At 46.4% G+C, this 19,780-nt stretch carries 14 protein-coding genes; all 14 read right to left on the reverse strand.

Going from position 1 to position 19,780, the window contains the following annotated elements; all coding sequences use genetic code 11:
- Positions 1–48: 48 nt before the first annotated feature.
- On the reverse strand, positions 49–1,536 hold the full coding sequence (locus tag EIC84_RS14530) for a glycosyltransferase family A protein (protein WP_003067544.1): 1,488 nt from the start codon (positions 1,534–1,536) through the stop codon (positions 49–51).
- Entirely contained in the window at positions 1,536–3,083 is a 1,548-nt protein-coding gene (gene pgi / locus EIC84_RS14535) for a glucose-6-phosphate isomerase (protein ID WP_003067542.1), read from the reverse strand. Before pgi ends, EIC84_RS14530 begins: the two co-directional genes overlap by 1 nt.
- Before the next feature lie 284 nt (positions 3,084–3,367).
- On the reverse strand, positions 3,368–4,234 hold the full coding sequence (gene galU / locus EIC84_RS14540) for a UTP--glucose-1-phosphate uridylyltransferase GalU (protein ID WP_034362659.1): 867 nt from the start codon (positions 4,232–4,234) through the stop codon (positions 3,368–3,370).
- Positions 4,235–4,251: 17 nt separating this feature from the next.
- The gene (locus EIC84_RS14545; RefSeq protein WP_134737322.1) at positions 4,252–5,124 is read right to left on the reverse strand and encodes an SGNH/GDSL hydrolase family protein; all 873 of its coding nucleotides are present in this window, start codon (positions 5,122–5,124) and stop codon (positions 4,252–4,254) included.
- A 196-nt stretch (positions 5,125–5,320) separates the two neighbouring features.
- Positions 5,321–6,490, reverse strand: coding sequence for a nucleotide sugar dehydrogenase (locus tag EIC84_RS14550; protein WP_003067539.1), 1,170 nt, complete (start codon positions 6,488–6,490; stop codon positions 5,321–5,323).
- On the reverse strand, positions 6,490–8,703 hold the full coding sequence (locus tag EIC84_RS14555; RefSeq protein WP_080554208.1) for a glycosyltransferase: 2,214 nt from the start codon (positions 8,701–8,703) through the stop codon (positions 6,490–6,492). Before EIC84_RS14555 ends, EIC84_RS14550 begins: the two co-directional genes overlap by 1 nt.
- An 8-nt stretch (positions 8,704–8,711) precedes the next feature.
- On the reverse strand, positions 8,712–10,988 hold the full coding sequence (locus EIC84_RS14560) for a glycosyltransferase family 2 protein (protein ID WP_134737323.1): 2,277 nt from the start codon (positions 10,986–10,988) through the stop codon (positions 8,712–8,714).
- Positions 10,989–11,024: 36 nt separating this feature from the next.
- The gene (locus EIC84_RS14565) at positions 11,025–12,083 is read right to left on the reverse strand and encodes a methyltransferase domain-containing protein (protein ID WP_134737324.1); all 1,059 of its coding nucleotides are present in this window, start codon (positions 12,081–12,083) and stop codon (positions 11,025–11,027) included.
- A 61-nt stretch (positions 12,084–12,144) separates the two neighbouring features.
- Positions 12,145–13,320, reverse strand: coding sequence for a hypothetical protein (locus EIC84_RS14570; RefSeq protein ID WP_131361355.1), 1,176 nt, complete (start codon positions 13,318–13,320; stop codon positions 12,145–12,147).
- Positions 13,321–13,383: 63 nt separating this feature from the next.
- Positions 13,384–15,276 carry a hypothetical protein gene (locus EIC84_RS14575; RefSeq protein WP_003067527.1) on the reverse strand — a complete coding sequence of 631 codons (1,893 nt, stop codon included), beginning with the start codon at positions 15,274–15,276 and terminating at the stop codon, positions 13,384–13,386.
- 21 nt (positions 15,277–15,297) lie between these two features.
- Positions 15,298–17,076: a polysaccharide biosynthesis/export family protein gene (locus EIC84_RS14580; RefSeq protein WP_080554205.1), complete on the reverse strand. Its 1,779-nt coding sequence runs from the start codon at positions 17,074–17,076 to the stop codon at positions 15,298–15,300.
- Between the two features lie 26 nt (positions 17,077–17,102).
- The gene (locus EIC84_RS14585; protein ID WP_034362653.1) at positions 17,103–18,233 is read right to left on the reverse strand and encodes a chain-length determining protein; all 1,131 of its coding nucleotides are present in this window, start codon (positions 18,231–18,233) and stop codon (positions 17,103–17,105) included.
- Positions 18,230–18,901, reverse strand: coding sequence for an ABC transporter ATP-binding protein (locus EIC84_RS14590; protein WP_003067519.1), 672 nt, complete (start codon positions 18,899–18,901; stop codon positions 18,230–18,232). The genes EIC84_RS14585 and EIC84_RS14590 overlap by 4 nt, the downstream gene beginning before the upstream one ends.
- A complete protein-coding gene (locus tag EIC84_RS14595; RefSeq protein ID WP_237704483.1) occupies positions 18,898–19,737 on the reverse strand; it encodes an ABC transporter permease in 840 nt (279 codons plus the stop codon). Before EIC84_RS14595 ends, EIC84_RS14590 begins: the two co-directional genes overlap by 4 nt.
- Positions 19,738–19,780: the final 43 nt, after the last annotated feature.

Genomic DNA, 19,780 nt, shown 5'->3' on the forward strand with positions numbered 1-19,780 from the left:
AAAAAATGCCAATTCTTTCCGACACCAGGCTCTCACATAAAAGCGGGTTTACTGTTTGCCGCCGGCACGCAGCACCTGTTGCCGGACCTGATCCTGCGCAGCCCTGACCTGCTCTGGCTTGACACAGATCTCCTCAGGCGCGGCAAAGAGACGGCCTGCAGACAATGCCTCCAGATCCAAGGACAGGCCAGGCGTCTTGCCGTGGTGCAAACAATCCAGATGCCAGCTCGCCCAGGCCTCCCAGTAAGCCAGCCGCTGCGGCGAAACACCTGCATCCGAATAGCCTGTGTCTTCTGCCGTCATCAGCGAACCCACACGGTGCGAACCCAATGCCAGCGGCTTCGCAATGCGCTTGACAGCAGCTTTTCCAAACACCAGCCTCAGCCGTGCATGAAACTCACTGTCCGCTCCCGTTCTCACGCAGTCCCAGGCACCCATGCGCTGCAACACCAGCTCACGCCGAAACATCGGTGAAGAGGGATTCAGGCGCATCAAGGTATGCACGGGACGGGCATAGAAAACGCCGTCATCCTGCATGCGCACCCAATGCGAAGTTGTTGCCACCAGCGAAGCGTCTTCCAACAAGGGGCGCACTTGCATTTCTATCTTCAGCGGGTGCGACCAATCGTCAGAATCGTGGCATGTCACAAACTCTCCGCGTGCAAGCTGCAGACCCATGCTTTTGGCCAGGTAAGTACCGCCATTCGTTTGCAGCCGCAGCAGCTTCACGCGTGCGTCCTTTTGTGCCCACCTCTCCACCAACTCAGGGGTGTCGTCAGTGCTGGCATCATCCACCACGATGATCTCCAGATTGCGATAGGTCTGATTCAACAGGGACTCGATCGCCACCGATGCTCTCGCGCCAGTCTGGAACGTCGTCATCAAGACCGAAACCAAAGGACCATCCGCCGCTGCCGGCAAGTCGGGCAATTTCACATTGCATGGGCCGGGTGCCTCATGCGGGTTGCGCAATGCCAACGGCGGCAGGCCATAAGCAGCAAAAAAAAGATTGAGCCGTTCCAGTTGCTGCTCTGGCCGGTCAGGACTCGCCATCGTCTGATAGAGAAACAACTCTGGATAACGTGCTGCCAGGCCGCTGTTTCGGGCACCGGCCAACAGCTCGCGCGCGCGCTGAATCTGGTTCGTGCGCAACAAAAGCGCGGCATGCAGAGCTGGAGATGCGGCCTCTTGCACAGACTCCAGCAATTGCAGAGCCTCTACAGGCATGAAAGGCGCCAAGGCATCGGCCAATGCGACGCGTAAGCGCGCCGGAGTCCCCCGCCATTGCGCCGCCGCCAGCATCTTGCGCGCGCGGTCATGCTGGCCGCATGCGGCCAGAGAAACCACGGCAGGCATGACATGGCGCCTGCGACCCGGCTGCAGCGGCAGTGCCGCCACTGTGGCATACATGCCCATCCGGTAATAAGCCCAGGGCAACCAGCTATTGAGCCCATTCAAAGAGCTAGTTCCAGCCTCCACTAGGGCTCGGGCAAAATCGCCGCGCAGCAGATGCAGGAAACCACGCAAGGCCTTCATCAGACTTGCTCCGTTTCCGGGCAGCAATACGCCATCAATCCCGCCGTGGAAACGTCAAGCCCCGACAGATCGCCAGAATCCATGCGCGCGCGCAAGTCCTTGGCCAGTGTCTTGCCCAGCTCCACCCCCCACTGGTCAAAACTGTTGATGCCCCATACCGTGCCTGCCACAAACACCCGGTGCTCATGCAAAGCCAGCAAGGCACCCAGCGACTCGGGGGTCAATGCATCCAGCAACATAAAAGTACTGGGACGGTTGCCCGGAAAGTCCTGATGCCCCGGCAACTGCCCCGGCCCTGCCTTGCTTCCCTGCATCAGCGCCTGAGCCTGGGCCAGTGCATTGGCCAGCAAGGCCTCCTGATGCTCGGGCAAGCCATGGGTCGCCGTGCGCGCGGCAATGAACTCCACCGGAATACGCTGGGTTCCCTGGTGCAGCCACTGAAAGAAAGCATGCTGGCCATTGCTGCCGGGCTCACCCCACACCATGCCGGTTGTTGGATAGCCCACAGGCGCGCCATCTGCACGCACCTGCTTGCCATTGCTCTCCATCTCCACCTGCTGCAGATAAGCCGGCAGTCGGCGCAAGCCATGGTGATATGGCGCAACGCAGCGCCCCGGCATACGCAGAAAACTGCCGTACCACACATCCAGCAAACCCAGCCATACCGGCGCATTGCGCTCCAGCGGTGCCTGGGCAAAATGCGCATCCATCTCCGCTGCACCGGCCAGCAAACGCTCGAAAACCGCCGGCCCAACGGCCAGAGCCACCGGCAATCCCACTGCAGACCAGATGGAAAAGCGCCCGCCAATCCCCTCCGGGATATGCAGCGTCTGCGTAAAGCCATTCTGGCGGGCAATATCTTCGCGCGAAGACACGGCCACAAAATGATCGGGCCAATGCAGGTCACCAGCCGCACATACCCAGGCCTTGGCCGATGCCATATTGCGCTGTGTCTCGGCCGTGGACCAGGACTTGGAAGCCACGATGAACAATGTCCGCTCGGGCTCCAGCCCTTGAAGCGCCTGCTGCAGATCATGGCCGTCCATATTGGACACCACATGCACACGCGGCCCGCCGTGACACCAGGGTTGCAGTGCCTGCAGCAACAGTTCAGGCCCCAGGCCCGAGCCACCAATGCCGATATGCACCACATCCGTAAAACGGGCCTGTTCACGCAACTGCTGCGCCAACGTCAGCATGGCGCGCAGGCCTGCATGGCATTCGTCCTCAGGCATGGAGCAACCCTGCAGCGCCAAAGGAGCGCGCAAACGCACATGCAAGGCCGGGCGCTGCTCTGTTTCGTTCACCACAGCCCCGTCATACAAAGCATCGCGCCGCTGCGCCAAACCGGCCTCCCTGGCCAATTGCAGCAAGGCCTTCAACACAGCCTCATCCCACAAGGACTTGGAGCAATCCAGCAAAACATGAGGTGCCTGCAAGCTCAAACACTCAAACCGGCCAGGGCTGCCCAGTGCCTGTTGCAGATTCAGCGTTTGCTCGCAAACGGCAGCCCTGGATCTCAGCGCCTGCCAAATGGGTGTATCCACACTCAAAACTTCATCCTTGTCAAATCACATTTTGCAGGTCTTGCCTGCATTAGCTCTTGAAAAAGTAGCTTTCTGCGCACTTCCAAAAATGGTTTCAAACGATTTGTTATATGAAACCCATCAAGTACAAACGCCAGTAGCTATGCTTTTAGAGCAAGCGGCACAATCCCGAACCCGAACCCGAACCCGAACCCGAACCCGAACCCGAACGAGCCGCAGCCGTAGACAAAGACACGGCTACCGCCGTACTTCGGACTGCCTCACAAGGGTTGTACAGGCGCTTCCTAGCTGCGCAGCGACTGAAGCAGCGCCTCGAACTGCTCCCCCACCTCAGGGTGCTTGCGTGCCATTGCCAAAGTAGCTTCCAGGTAGCCGATCTTGGAGCCGCAGTCATAGCGCTTGCCTTGATAGCGATAGGCCAGCACCTGCTCTTCCGCCATCAAGGCCGCAATGCCATCCGTCAGCTGAATTTCTCCGCCTGCCCCTTTACCCAGGCGAGCCAAGTGATGGAAGATGCGTGGCGTCAGCACATAGCGCCCCACCACAGCCAGGGTGGAAGGCGCTTCTTCAGGCTTTGGTTTCTCCACAATGGCGTGCACAGTCTCGAGGTCAACCTTGATCGGCTTGCTATCCACAATGCCATAGCTGCGCGTATCTTCGCGCGGCACCTGCTGCACACCCAGTACCGAGCACTTGTAGTAGTCGTACACATCCACCATTTGACGCATTACCGCCGGCTCGCCATCCAGCAAGTCATCAGCCAGCAACACGGCAAACGGCTCATTGCCTACTACAGGCTGTGCGCACAGGACGGCATGGCCCAAGCCCAGGGCCTCCGGCTGGCGGATATAGACACATTTCATGTCTGCAGGCATCAGGCTGCGCACATAGTTGAGCATCTCGGTCTTGCCGCGACGCTCCAGCTCATTTTCCAGCTCGTAAGCCTTGTCGAAATGGTCTTCGATGCTGCGCTTGCTTCTGCCTGTCACGAACACCATCTCCTTGATGCCCGCAGCCAGGGCTTCTTCCACCGCATACTGAATCAGCGGCTTGTCAACCACCGGCAGCATCTCCTTGGGACTGGCTTTGGTGGCAGGAAGAAATCGGGTGCCCATACCAGCCACGGGAAATACAGCTTTTCTAATATTCATTTTTAAATTTTCATTATTTATTTAATTATATTTTTTATTAGATAATCGGATATTATTTTTCCAACCTTCTCTGAGCCAGCTTCATTAAGATGGACTTCATCATAAAAATATAATGGATATTCGTTCATCTCTGCTTTTAGATCGAAGACGGCAGATTTAAACTCATTTGCAACTTCTTCCGCTACATCAGCTATAGATTGAAGAAAATTCTTTCTATATTCCCAGTATTTTTTATTTCTAAAAATTTTGTCCTGCAGCGGATCAGCTCCCCAATTTATGTTCTTAGATGGAGTTTTAACTGTCACGATTGGAATTCCATATTCAATACATGTTCCGTGCAGTACCCTATGAATTCTATACAGGCCCTCGAAATTCAAACTCGAATCAAAAAGTGCAGAGTTTAATTTATTATTTCTAGATTCAATAATTGGTGCGAAAAATTTATTTTGATTCCAGTAACTGTTAGAATGATGTAGCGGTCCACTATCACATGATGGCTGAAAATACAGAACAGCCCTTATCTTAGAACTAAATTTTAGATATTTAGCGACCAAATTTATATAAAGATGCAATGAAGTTGCACCTGAATAACCACCATTCCAAACCCTTAAATTCAGTCCATTATCGACTAATTGCCTCTCAACAACAGATGGGAATCTTTTCTGCTCATCAACATAAAGACTCTCAACAAAAGAATCTCCGAGCATTAGGATAATTTCACCTTCATCATCTAAATCATTGCCTGTGGATATATTTCCATCAGCATCTGTTCTTACTCTATACTCTTTTTTTTCAAGTGACCCATCTGATTGCTCGATATAATCCTCATCAGGAACTTGCAAAATATCGACATTTTGCCCCCACTCTTTAAATCTTATTAGTCGCTTCATGTTAATGAAAAAATCAATCTATATATAAATCCCCTATTTTCAGGGAGTTCATAACAAATTTATATCTTTAAATAATATTATAGCTTGAGGAGTTTTATACCAAGAATTTTTCGCTTACTATTGGCGAAAAAAGAGTTCTCATGCTTTTAGCTTGAAAGCTGCTTTCTTCACCTTCATTTTTAATACCCTTTAATAATCAGGAATCTCCACCAAATAAATCACGCGTATAAAGCTTTTGCGATACATCAGCCAACTCATCCACCGCACGGTTCGCCACGATTACATCAGAAATTTGCTTGAACTCCAACAAATCTTTGACGACCCGGGAATGGAAGAAATCCGGAGCATCTAGCACAGGCTCGTACACCACCACCTCGACGCCCTTGGCCTTGAGGCGCTTCATCACACCCTGGACGGAAGAAGCACGGAAATTGTCCGAGCCAGCCTTCATCACCAGACGGTAGATACCCACCAACTTGGGATTACGCTTCAGAATATCGTCCGCCACAAAATCCTTGCGCGTGCGGTTCGATTCCACAATTGCATGCATCAGGCTCTGCGGAACATCGGCGTAGTTGGCCAGCAACTGCTTGGTATCCTTGGGCAGGCAGTAACCGCCGTAGCCAAACGATGGATTGTTGTAGTGCCCGCCAATGCGCGAGTCGAGACTGACCCCTTCAATAATCTGGCGCGTATCCAGCCCATGCACAGCCGCATAGGTATCCAGTTCATTGAAATACGCAACGCGCATGGCCAAATAAGTATTGGCAAACAGCTTGATGGCCTCAGCCTCGGTGCTGTCCGTCAGCAATATCTGCACATCCTTTTTGATGGCGCCCTCGCAAAGCAGATCGGCAAACTGCTGACCGCGCTCGGAGCGCTCCCCCACCACAATGCGGCTGGGATGCAGGTTGTCATACAGGGCTTTGCCTTCGCGCAGAAACTCCGGCGAAAAAATGATGTTCTCGCAGCCGAGCTGTTCTTTCAAACGCTTGGTAAAACCTACAGGCACTGTCGACTTGATCACCATCACCGCGTTCGGATTGACGGCCATCACCTCACGAGCCACCGATTCTACCGACTTCGTATTGAAGTATTGCGTTTGCGGATCGTAATCCGTAGGCGTGGCGATGATGACAAAATCCGCACCAATATAGGCATCCTGCTTATTCAGAGTAGCGCGGAAATTCAGCTTTTTTTCCGCCAGGAAACTCTGAATCTCTGCATCCACAATGGGAGACCTCCTATCATTGAGCAAAGCTACTTTACGCTCATCAATATCAAGAGCCACTACTTCATGATGCTGTGCCAACAGCATCGCATTGGAAAGACCGACGTAACCGGTGCCGACAATAGATATTCTCATCATTTTTGCAAGAAATTTATCAGGACTTTTCTTAAATTTTCATCGATTAATTTTTCGGAAAAATATGACTTCAAGTCCGCCACATGTCCTGAAACATACATATTAAAAATATCTTCATCATATTTTTCAATAACATCAGAGAAGTCTTCTGTCAGTTTCTTTTTTACATCCAACAGTAACTCAAGACTATTGCTAAATGTGGCCTTGGTTTGCTTTTTTCTTGGCTTAAATTTCATCCCAATCATCGGAGAAAATGTTATATTATTTAGCCTAAAGAAACGAGCATTCATCTCTATGTCTTGATGACGAATATATTTCTCATCGAATCCACAGATGTCCATAATAACATCCCGTCGATAAGTAACAGTTCCTGTATGGATGTAATGAGATAGATAATTCAAACAAATAATTTCATTAAGAAAATTACCTTTTCTCATTCTTGAATGGTCAATATTTTCCTCATCATCCCATAGCCCAACGTATGCACAATAACAAGCACCAAACTCATTAGCGACGTCATTATTCAAAGTGGAAATAGACTCACTAATCCTAGATTTAGTATATAGATCATCGTCGTCCAAAAAGGAAATAAATTCTCCCCTTGAGAGAAAAATACCTGTATTTCTTGCTCCACACCCATATCTTGTATTTTTGTGAAAAGCAATTTTTAAATTAACAGGGTTTACTCGACCTGCTTTCCTCTCAGATTCTCGGACATATGAAATTATGTCACTTTCTTCAGGCTGCTTATCCGGATTATCAAAAACCAAAATTAATTCAATATTCTCGTAATCCTGTTGTATAACAGAATCTATACATGCAGTAACGAATCCAAAATCTCTATATGTTGGAACTATAACAGAAGCCAATCCTTTTTCAGATTCATGAAAATGGTCACCATCCAATACCCTATATGGAAATTCTAAGGAGGACTCATCGTAATTCTTAGAATACTCTCCGATAACAATATTTCTTATAATATCAAAATTTAATACCGTCTTATTTGGCCAGAAAATATTTTTATCTGCCAATGGAAGCGAGAACTCATGAATATTTATTTTTGAATTTAATTCATCATAAAGATGATCAAATTCTTCAAGATGGCTATTGTTTTTTAGAATTGCCCCCCCCGCGTGAATAGGCCTAATCCCATCATCAGACATATAGAAGAATCTTATTTTCAGATCATCTGCGTGATGCGGATAATTTACAACAAAATTAGCTGCCTCGGGGAATTTTACTATTAAATTGATGACATGTTTATTCTTATATTTATAATAATCATCCTTTTCAAGGCTCCATCTCATTTTTTCCGAATGAGTAAATTGATCTCTTTTAGACCTTATATTTGAAGAATGAACATCAGCCAAACAAATATTAGGGTACGCAACCAGACATGAATCTGGATATTTATTATAAATAGATCCCAACGCTACATTATCATAAGGCCCATCCATCTCACAAATGGCCTCTAAAATTTCTTTGAAAGAAGATTCATCATAGATAGTTGCAAAAGATCCACATGTTTTATGAGGAATGGCAGAATAAAACGCATCCCCCTCCGAGACATTATCTCCGGGATGATCTTCCGAATACTCCGATGCACCTAAATGCAATATTTTCCAATCGGAATTAAAAGATAAACGTTTTTCTATATTTCGAACATGAGAACTGGAAAAATTAGAAAATATTACATCATCGTCAAAAACACATATCCTCTTATACCCATTATCCAATGCATCATTAAATATCTTACGCTGCGATAGCAAATATCCAAATGCCCCAATTGTAGCGTTCTTCTTTAAAATAAGCTGAACATTATTCTCAATGTGCCGTGATGACTTCATTGATCCCGGAGAACGCATTAAATATTCATTGAAGTATTTTTTCGCTTCATCAGAGTATCGACCATAAACGCCGCTGACAAACGAGAAATCTAATCCGACTCGGCTCAATTCTCTAGCTACACGTAGCTTCTTCTCTGAATCAGAAGCAAGATTTAGCACATAAATCTTATCAACTTCAATAGTTTCAAGTAATTTCCTTAGATCAATATTTTCAGATTTCTTTAATTTACTCTTAATTCTAAAAATATCATAATCAAAAGCCTCAGTACTCATCTCCCTTGAGAGTTTGGCATAGATTTCCAATGCTTTTGAATAATCTCCATTAGATTCTGCGCTTCGTGCTGATTTTATTGTAATGTTATTCATAATATGATTTAACCTTTAATGACTTCGCCATTTTTAAGAACAATGTCAATTGCATGTTTTTCAAAATTTTTCTCAATAAACTTTTCGGCTCTACTTCTTTTAATCTGATATAAAGGATCCGCATCACCAGAAGGCCTGTAATGGAGTGTATACATCTGAGGAAGATAGGATATTTTTAAGCCGTTTTCTTTTGCTCGCAAAAAGAAATCTAAGTGCTCTCCTAGTTTTAGACTTTTATCCCACAGATTCTTCAAAATAGATTCTTTTCTGGCTACAAAAAAATTCATTACCAAATCAACATTTCGGGACACAGATAGCTCTTCATGCTCAACAGTCAAAGGTAATGACGTAATATTCAAAACTCTAGATTCCTTATGCAGAAACCCTCTGAAATCTCTTGGCATTTCTCGAACATTTGCTGCATATCCATAATCGAAGACTGCCCCCCCCACAATATCCAGGCCTTCCTCAATCAGATTGATTAACCCATTCTCTATATTAGAGTCTGGCATGATTAAAAAATCATCGTCCAATAATAAAAGAAATTTTGATTTGCAACTCTCGACCAGAATATTTCTTCCTTCAGACAGACCGACATCGACATCCCCCATCTCTATTAACCGGTCTCCGTCTCTTAAAATACTTTTAATCCCTGATAGGTCAACTCCCGAATCATCTAATATCAATATTGGAAAATCTGGGTTATTAGCTTTTAAGCTTGAAATTAGTCGTGCCAATTGAGGTATTCGACCAGTGCTTTTTATCAAAGCAGAGCAATCGATTTTCTCTATATTTTTTCTATTTTTTATCAAGTCATATTCAGAAAACTTAGAAACCAATTGATTTCTTAGCAAAGAACTTGAAACCTCCCCGTAAATACCAGAATCCATATGAAACACTAATTCATCTAAATTCCCATCTATTATTGATCTATTGATTTTTTTTATCGTTAAGTCTGTATTTGAAAAATACACATGATTTTTTTTTATTTTTTTTACTTCAGTTATCCTCGAGTAAGTAGGATAGTGCTTATTATTTTCATATATTCTATATTTATCTTCTACACCACTGTCAGCTCCAGAAGAGAAAAATATTTTAGAATGAAGCAAGTCATTTGCATCATGCTTATTTTCTCGGCTATTCTTGTATTGAAACCATGGTGCAAATGCAGCATAAATCCCGTATTCACTTAATCGATACAAGGAAAGAAGATCAATTGCATTATTCTCTAGGTCAGTGTTTTTATATGTTTGGAAATTAGCAATTGATGCAATAAATGAGCTCCGAACAACAAAACAACCCTCTGAAATACTTTTCTTTATGTCAACCGTTCTCAGATCACGCGGAGCGATCCACATTTTTTCAAAAATAGCCTCAAACTCACCAATAGGTATACTTACCGAATGAGAATATGGCGTAACGACCTCATACCGCTTGGCACAAAGCACGATCGCGTCAATAATCGATGCATCAGGAATTATATTATCATCTATAAAACAGAATAATTTATAGGATTTTCCTAGTTTTTCATAAACTGAATTTATATTTTCTGCGCGTGTTTTTTTTACTGACATACAGTCATCTAAAATCACGTTACTAAAATCAATATCTATTAAATTCAGCTCATTCGAGAATAAAAAATTTACCGAACTCGAGAAAATCTCATTAAACCAATTAATTCTTTTTTTAAAATTCTCACCTGAGACCGGATAGTTTTTTGTTGGTATTACTACAACCAACACATCTTTAGAAAAATTCCTTATAAACTCATCATTAACTTTTGACTTATTCTTTATTGGATTGAATCCGTATATTTTATTAGGAGTTCTTTTATAGGAAGAAATATACTCCAATGGCGTTTTGTTAACCCCAGTTAATTCACATATGCTATTTATTATTTTACTGTCAATATAGTCAATTATTTCTGTTTTTTCTTTATAGGCAATAATATTTTTTTCATCTTTAGAAACTATGACAAATTTCATATTCTCATGAAAGAAAAATACATCCTCATCAAAGTTATAAGGATTATTAAAAATAATTGAATTTTGATAGCCCAATGACTCAGATAAATTCAAAATACTAGTATTTGAACTAAAGACCAAAGTCCAAGTATATTTAGCACATTCATTCTGTGAAAATTTCTCTATGAATTCTTCGTTTGTGAAATTTTCACTTATAAAGCTGATGTCAATTTTTAAAAATTTATTTTTAAGTGAAGATATTAGTGATTTTTTATTCTCGGATAAAATATTTTCAGCAATAATTAACTTTAAACTTTGCATTAGAACTCCAATTACCTAATAAACTCTACATTAACTTTAAAAATTTTTATATTTTTCACAAACAATCATTTGTGTTCCTTGCTTGGAGTTTGTTACTGCATGGTGTGTTACATTAAAATAATTGCTTATGTATTTATAGAATTCGAGAAAATTCCATTCTCTCTGATGAGCTTTATTTTTCGGCGGACCAAAATCCTCAACACCTCGGCAAATATCTCTATCGGGAGTTGATAATATCAATTTCTCGAATTTTTGCCTTAGAAAATATCTAATCAGATCATCCGGATTGGTTAAATGCTCGATAACATCTGAGCATACTATCAAATCAACATTTATATCGCCATCCATGTTGAAATTAGATGGTCTCCAATCCCTATTAGGGTACTTATCAAACAAAACAGGCAAATTAATATCAAGCTCATAGCCAATCGTATGAAAATCCCCCAAATAGTTTATCAACTTATATCCAGAACCGCACCCTATATCAGCAACAGAGTTCCATCCATTTTTTTTCATCAGGCCATAGGCATAAAGATAAACCTCCAATTGCCATTCATCTGACTCATTCATATCATCATAATGAACGTACTCTGTTCTTGACTTATAATTATCCTTCAAGAAAAAATTTAATTTAGAATTAATATGAAATCTTCGCTCTATCTCAAGAAGGTAATTTACCGATTCTTTGCTTTTTCTGAATTTATGCGTTACCAATTCCAGATCTTTATCTTCATAGAAAATATTTATTGATTTTTTGTAAAATTCCTCTGCAATTTCTTCTTGCTGATTAATAATTGCCGCACGCCCTAAAGTATCAAAAACCCCTGACAGTAACACTTTACTTATCTCAGTTTCAGCCCCCCCCCATTGCAGCACATGCTGAATAAAATAATGTGCTCTTCCATTGTTACCACTGGAATGATGGCCAGCAGCAATCAAAAGAGCCAACTGAGCACGTTCGGTATGGTGTTGAATATCTTCTACGTTATATCTAATTAAGGCTTCCCAATCACCTTGTATCCAAGAATATTTAGCATGCTGCAGCAATTCATGATAATATAAGGACGCCCTAGGATTAGGTATATTTTCTTGCATAATTTCGTAGTTCTAAATTCAACCATTAAAAAATCTATATTATAAAATCCTGCTGTACTGCTTATTTATTATCTTTCTCATCTTGATATAAAAAATCTCTTAATAAATTCAACTGAGATTCTGCTTTGATTAATTCTTTTCTTAGTAGTTGCTGCCGACACTTGGTTTCTTGTTGTTCAGCGTCGAGTTTTTGGTACTTGGCCTGCAGTTCAATCTTTGCCTTCAACTCAATATCAAGGGCTTGATTAGCTGCAACCAAGTCAATTTTCAATGCTTCCCGAGCTTGCACTTGCAGCTCTTGTTGTATCAATTGTTCCGCTTGACTTGCTTGGACTCTGTCGAGCAGAGTCTGCAATTCGATTTGGGCTTTCTGAGCAATTTTCTTAGCAACGGTTTCTGTATTTTTTGCATTAACAGCCTCCAACAATTCAGTCTGCAATAGACTCTGGGAGTTTATTAGCAATTTTTGTTTTTTCAAAAGCTCCGAATTATCTTCTTGGAACTTTGCAAGTTTATTTTGAATATCATTTTGAGCTTTTAAAATAGCTTTTTTTTCATTCTCTTCTTCATGCTTTGCTTGATTAGCGCGTTGGAACGCATTGCGATAGTCGCGTACAAATAACACATAGACAATAGCTGGATGACGAGTTGATTGTCGCGCTAACTGTATGAAATCCGGCAAAGCTTGAATCAGTTCAGTCAGACCAGTTCCAGCAGGCTGGTCTACTCCCAACAATACACGTGCTAAAACGACATCCACTTTGAATAACACAGCTTTGGCGCTGTGCAATAGCGTGGCGGCGGGCAGGCAATCGATCAATAGCCATTGCTGGCTCGGCTTTACTTCTAGCAATGAAGTCAAAGCTTTGGCTTGTAAAGATTCAACGGCCAAGGTTGACAGGTTGGGCCAACATTGACGCAGTTCTTCAGGACGCAGTAGGCCATTTTCTGACGCCAAACTGGCCGTAAAAAACTCTACTGGCTCTTTCGCCTCAGGGGCAAGCACTGTATTCAGCAATGTTGCTCGCTCCAAATAGCCCGCTGCTTGCAGGCACTGAAGGGTCGCAAACTGCTGGGCATCTGCTTCAACCAAGGTCGCAGTTCCCGCCTGTTTTTGCAGCCACCGCACCCAAGCCCCCACGCCATTACCAGCTCCTACCAATGTGATGTGGCTTGGCGGCAGTAATATCTGTAAGTTATCTAGCCACTGGGTCAAAGTACTAGTAGAGCTATTCATAGTGACGAGTGTGCATTGTTCTTTGTTAAATTTCGTACAAGCCGCTGCCAATAATGTTAGGTATTAGCGGCGTGCCTGGCGAAATGCTTTGACTTCAACCAACAAAAACCAAGGCATAGATACCCAGCCCCCCAGTGATCTGGAATTGGCAATCATGCGGGCGCCAAGCCGGTACGATAAATGCTGTTTAATGCGTTCAGCTTCATGAGCATCGCGGTATTGCGTGATGGGAGGGAGTTTTTGATTTGAGCGTGCAGCCTGCTCTTGCTTGAAGCGTTTAGCCTCGGCCTGCAGCGCAAACGGCATACCAAACCAGCCGCCTACGCTACGTGACTGGGCAATCATGGTCGCCCCCAGACGGTAAGAAAGTTGCTGCCTAACCCGATCAGCAGCGCCATAATATGCCTTGGATTGAGGTTTTTCGCTGGCTTTGAGTTGCCGATTCTCCAGGTAGTAGCGTTCCAGTTCTTCCTGGACTTTATGAAGCTGTGTTAGCAGTAGCTCATTTTCACTCTGCAGATCAGTAACCGATGTCTCGGCCCTATCAAGCTGCAAGTTTTTCTTCAAATATGTTCCACTTTGCTGCCACTGCTGAATTCTGCTATGGGCAGTTTGAAGTTCTGCTTTTAGTTCACCAACCAAAGCTTCTGTTTGCTCAAGCTTTATTACCTTTTCCTGCGCAGCTTTCAAATGAGTGACACCTTGCTGCAACTGCTGAATTCTGCCTTGAGATATTTGAAGCTCTGCTTTTAGCTCGCCAACCAAAGCCTCCGTTTGCGCGAGCTTGCTGACTTTTTCTTGCGCAGCTTTCAAATCAGCCTGGACTCTTGGCAACTCCACCAAGGCTTTTCCTTGCAGCTTGCTTTGCAAATAACGATTTTCCAATTCTTCCTGCACTTTGTGCAGTTGCTCCAGCAGCATGTGATTTTCCTGCGCACTGGCCTGCAATGTGCTCGCGTTATTAGCCAATAGCTGCTGCTGCTGAGCCAGCAGCAATTGCGCTGCAGTATCAGTTTGGCGCAAGGCCTCTATTTGCTGCTCCTGCTCATTCAGCGTCTTATCCTGTTGCTCCAGACGCTGAGCATGCTCCTGCATTAGCATTTGCTGCGCCACAAAGCTGTACCAAGCTTGGTAACGACGACTAGCCTGTACATCAGTAGCCAGAAGTTGCCTGCCCGCCTCTCCATGGGCATGCTGTGGCAACGATGCAGTTGCCTGCAGTTGCTCATACAACTCGGTAGCCTGAGGGTATTCCTCCAATAACTGCCGCGCCAGCCATTGGGCTAGGACATTGCTCTCAAGGCCTTGCCTTGACTGGCCATTTAGCAGCACTGATTGCGGGTTCTCGCTAGCTTCCTGCAATTCTGCTTCGCCGGGCAACTGAAGCTGGGTATTGATGCGCGAGCTGACTTGCTGTAAATAGCTCTTCGCCGATGTCTGCACCTGCGCTGCATGAACAAGCAGGCTGCGGTCAGGATTGCACAGATGAAAATGAAGCACAGCAGAGTTGTATGCCATCCAGGCATTGACTTTGGCTTCAAGTTCTTCTGGCCCAGCATCCGCCTGCTCTAGTGTCTGACGGGTTAAAACGCTCAGCGGCTCGTCAAACACCAGCACAAATACTGTTTGCGGGTCTTGAGATTTCCAGTAATCCAGCAAATATACCGCCTGGGTATCGGCCCATCCCCACAGCGGCAGTTCCATATTAGCTAGCATCAAGTCCAACGCCAGCCCCTGCCAAACAGGAGCCACATTGATTTGCTCAAGCTGTTCTGCCACGCGCACATACTGCACAGGTACGGCGCCATGCACTTTGGCTAAGGTTTCGCTTATCTGCACGGGCGTAAAGCCCTCACGCCGCGAAGGCTGGGCCTCCGCCATTCCACAGGCAAGCAGTAGCTCCTCCACACCTTCGTATCCCGATTGGGGGTGCCCCACCACAATAATTTTTTTCATGACTTTTGACTTTAGAGAGCGTTACAGACCAAGAACGACCTTCGCACTAATGGCAATTTGGTACATGATTTGCGTCATGTCCTTCCAGAACTGACGCTTCTTCTCATCCACCTTGGGCAAGACCAGCACCTGGTCGCCTGCTTTGATGCGTGCATCGGCAAACATCTTGCTGGTATCAACCTGCTCAAATGCCCCATCGCGGTGGGCTACCACCACGCGCGCATTGTCAGCCGACTGGGTGAAGCCCCCCGCACGGTCGATGTAATCCTTGAGGCTGAGCGAGCCCTCAAACGCCACTGCATTCGGGAACAGCACTTCCCCACTGACCAGCACCAGAGCATCCTTGCGCGGTATGCGAACCACGTCGCCGTTTTCCAGCAGCATGTTGTCGCGCTGACTTGCTTGAGCAATCTGAACTTGACCCGTTGGTTCAATCTTTTTGGCACGCTCTACCCATTGCAACGTGAGGTTGGCTTCCTCCTGCCGCAGGCGGGCTTCATCGGTGCTGCCGCTGCGAGCGGTTAGCAAGGCTGTCTCCAAGCTGCGTAAGCTAGTGGCCAACATTTCCTTCTGACGCTCCTTCACACTCTGGCGGAAGAGCTGAATGCTTTCGGGTTCAGCATCCGGCAAGGTCTGAATGCTCTGCATCAATATGCCCAGCCGCGTTCCATAGGGCAACACATATTCCTGAGCATTCATATGCTCGCCCTCGACCCGCACAGTAATGGTGCCGGGCTTTTTGTCGGCAGTGAATTCCAGCTCATCACCGTTTTGCAGCACCAAAGCATTGGCCTCTTGCAGCGGGTAGTACTCCGTGTTTTTGACTGTGCCGGTATTGCGTGCAATACGCACATGGGTTGCCTGGGCCTGTGGCTTGGCCAGTTGCATCAACTGAGCCACGGTTTCCGAGCCCTGGGCAAACTCAAAGCGCTTGGCGTTATTCACAAGACCGGATACGCGCACCCGGTTGGCAATGGGGGGGACAAAAATCACATCCCCATCATTGAGTTGCAGCAGCGGCAACTGGCCTTGGAGTAGAAAGTCATAGAGATTGAAAGTAGCACGCACGGAGCTGCCGCGCTTGACTTGCACAGTCAAAAAGCTGCCGCGCTCCGGATCGATGCCACCTGCCTGGTCCAAATAGTTGAGCAGACTGTCCATGCTGGTGCCGTTGTAAAGGCCCGGACGCATGACATTACCGCCCACAAAGATACGCACTGGCTGCGCAGCAGCCAGGCTGGCATAGCTATAGACATTGGCGCGGAATACACGGCGTACTGCGGCCTCTACCTGCTGTTGAAGATTTTTGTTGGCAATGCCCAGCACCTTGATCGGCCCTACCTGGGGCAAAAAGATATTGCCTTGCGGGTCAACAGCAGCCACGCTGTCAAAGGTAAAGCCTCCCCACAACCGTAAATGAATGCGGTCGCCTACTGCTACCAGATAATCGGGGTTGAACTGCGTTGCCCCTGCACGTGCAAAGTTGCCAGTAAACAGGTTCGCGCCAAAGACATCGCTCTTGAGATTGGCTGTGTAATCGGCCGTCTGCGGCGCTTGTGGTAACACTGGTGTCTGCATTGGAACCGCAGCCCCAGAACGGCTCGCCGAAGCATCGCTGGAAGTACCGCCAGAAGGCAGCCCCCCCAATGCCTGGTTAATTTGGAGAATATCAGCACTGGAGGCGGACGATGTATCCTGACGTGAACCGGCTTGAGAGATTTGTGCCTGAGTCGGTGACACACCAACCAGCAGCACCGCGACTGCCGAACTGATACAGGTACGCGCGATAAAACATTGCATGGTGAAAATTAAAAAATTCAGAATAATCAGTCGCGGTGGTCGCGGACGATAGATGCCAACAATTGCACCAATCCGGCCAGCAGCAAGGCCCCCAGGATAAAGGTGACGATGTTATAGAGTCGGCGGGGACGTAGAGGGTATTCAGGCATCGATGGGCTTTGCAGTACCAGCACCTTCTTCAAGGTACGCGTTGCCTCCACGCGGCCTTTTTCCAGTGCTACTAGGGCGCTTTTGTAAGCATCCTGCTGGAACTGGGCCTCCAGTTCCAAGCGTTGGTATTCTTCCACTGTCTTGTTCAGTGACTGCCCCTTGGCGCTGGTCAAACGTGCTTTTTCCGCTTTAATCTGCTTTTCCACAGCCTGGATCTGCAAATCGACCTCCACGACCGTAGGTGCCGTGGGGGCGAGATAGCCCAGCAACGCTGTCTTGCGCGCGCTAAGCTCTGTCAACTGCTCTTCAAGCTTGTTGACCACACCGGCCAAATTCTCAGCGGCAGACTGAGGAGAAATCAGCCCCTTGGCATTCTGGAAAGCCAGCACGCGCTGGCGCGCGTTCAGCGCATGCTCACTACGTTCCTTGACCTGCTTTTCGAGAAAATTCACCTGCTCCTGGGCCAATTGGTGGCCCAGCGCATTCATATAGCGCTCGCCCTCATGCACCAGTGCCTTGGTGATCTTCTGGGCCATTTCTGCGTCATAGGCCTGAGCCTGGATGACCAGCACCCCTGCATATTCGTCGTACTCCACGCTTACACGCGACAAAAAATGCTTGTGAAAGAACTCCAGCGATGCATCATGGAAGAACATGCGAGAAAGAATGTCGTGATCGTGGCTGCTGTAATGCTCGCGTAGATTCAGGTCTTTATCCAGTTGCAGCAACATATCAACCGACTGCAATCTATCTCGCAGCAACATCTGATCTGCACGCGATATTCCATCCCCACCGGCCAGTAATGATCCAAAGTCCAACGCCTGCGAAGCCACCATGTCAGTACGCTGAATCAGCACACGGGCTTCGGAAACATAGCGATCAGAGGCAATTACCCCCCAGTAAAATGCCGCCAATAAAGATGCGCATAGCGCAATAGCCAAGGCCTTCATACGCCAAATGACTCGAAGCATTCCCGTAAAACGTTCTTTTTTCAATAACTCAGTCATTTTTTAATACTATCTTTATAATTTTTCAGGGCATCTTCAATATCATCAAACCAATGCGCTTGACCTTCGTGTAGCCAAATCCCAGCCTGACAAAACTGGCGTAAAGTGCCATCGCTATGCGAGACCATAATTAAACCCGATCGATCGGCAATTCTCTGAAATGCATCGGAGGCTTTCTTTTTGAATGAAGCATCGCCGGCTGATGTCGCCTCATCCGATATATAAACATCAAAGTCAAATGCCAGCGACAATCCAAACTGCAGGCGTGACTTCATACCGGATGAATAAGTGCGAACGGGCTCATCAAAGGATGAGCCCAATTCGGCAAAATCTTGTATATAGGCAATTTTTTCAGTCATGGCATGTGTCGAATCGAATCCATGCAGACGTGAAACAAACTTGGCGTTCTGGCGGCCTGTCAAAGAGCCTTGTAGGCCGCCGCCATACCCCATAGGCCATGAAACCCGACAGCGCCTCTCCACTGTCCCTTGCGTGGGTGTATCAATACCGCCAATCAGATTCAGTAAGGTAGATTTACCTGCACCATTACGTCCAACCAAACCCACACTGACCTTATTTGGAATGGTAAGATTTACCCCCTTGAGAATCCAGCGCCCCGCGCCATGAGGTGTCTGGTAGCGTTTCTGAACATTATCGACAATAATCATTGTGCTCTCAAGCTCCGAGCAAACCGAACCTGTAATGCCAGGCCGAAGAAAATAGAAACCACCGCAAACCAGAAAATATACTTAAAATTTGCTTCTTGGGCTGCGTGATAAACAGGAAAGAAACTTGCTCTCAGTAGCTCTAGCCCATGCGCAAATGGATTATAAAAGGCCCATTCCCTATATTGAACTGGAATTGCAGACAATGGAAATATAGCACCCGATAAGAAATACAATGGTCGAAATAGGAAAACCATCAAATTCCCTGCCTCGGGAACGAGATCACTGAGAACGGATAAAGTAAGTCCGACCCCCAAAGCACAAAGCATCAGCCCAATAAAGGCAAGCATAGCCTCCATTGGCGAATCCGGAATAACGGAGTGCCCCAAAAAAGCCAAAATACCGAGAAGCACGATCAATATCAGTAAACCCAAAAGTGCTTCAAGTCCCGCTCGAACAATCACGGTATCAATGGGGCGAACCTGACGATAGGCAAACAAGGCTTTGTTGGCATCAACCGCCCCCATTGCACGCTGAAAGACGTTCTGCACAGTGAAGTAGCCAGTCAAACCCAAGACCAGCCAAACGGCCACATCCGCGCCAGCAACAGAACGCGTACGCAGAACGGTGTACAGCAGCAACATGAAGCAGGTATGCAACACTGGTTCCAGCACGATGAGCACCCAGGCTCCGCGCGTTGCGCTCAGGCGAGCAACGGCTTCGCGCAGGAAAAGTGCGTTCCATACCGCAAAAGTAACGGAAAGTGAACTACGTGGTGCGGTGATCTCACCAGAAGACGGGGCTGAGTCCAAAATAAATCCTCGTTCTTTTGGACTCAAGACGCACTGAAATCCAATCGACTGATTGTAAAGGAAAACATAA

This window comes from Comamonas sp. A23 (genome assembly GCF_004522605.1).
GTDB lineage: Bacteria > Pseudomonadota > Gammaproteobacteria > Burkholderiales > Burkholderiaceae_C > Comamonas > Comamonas thiooxydans.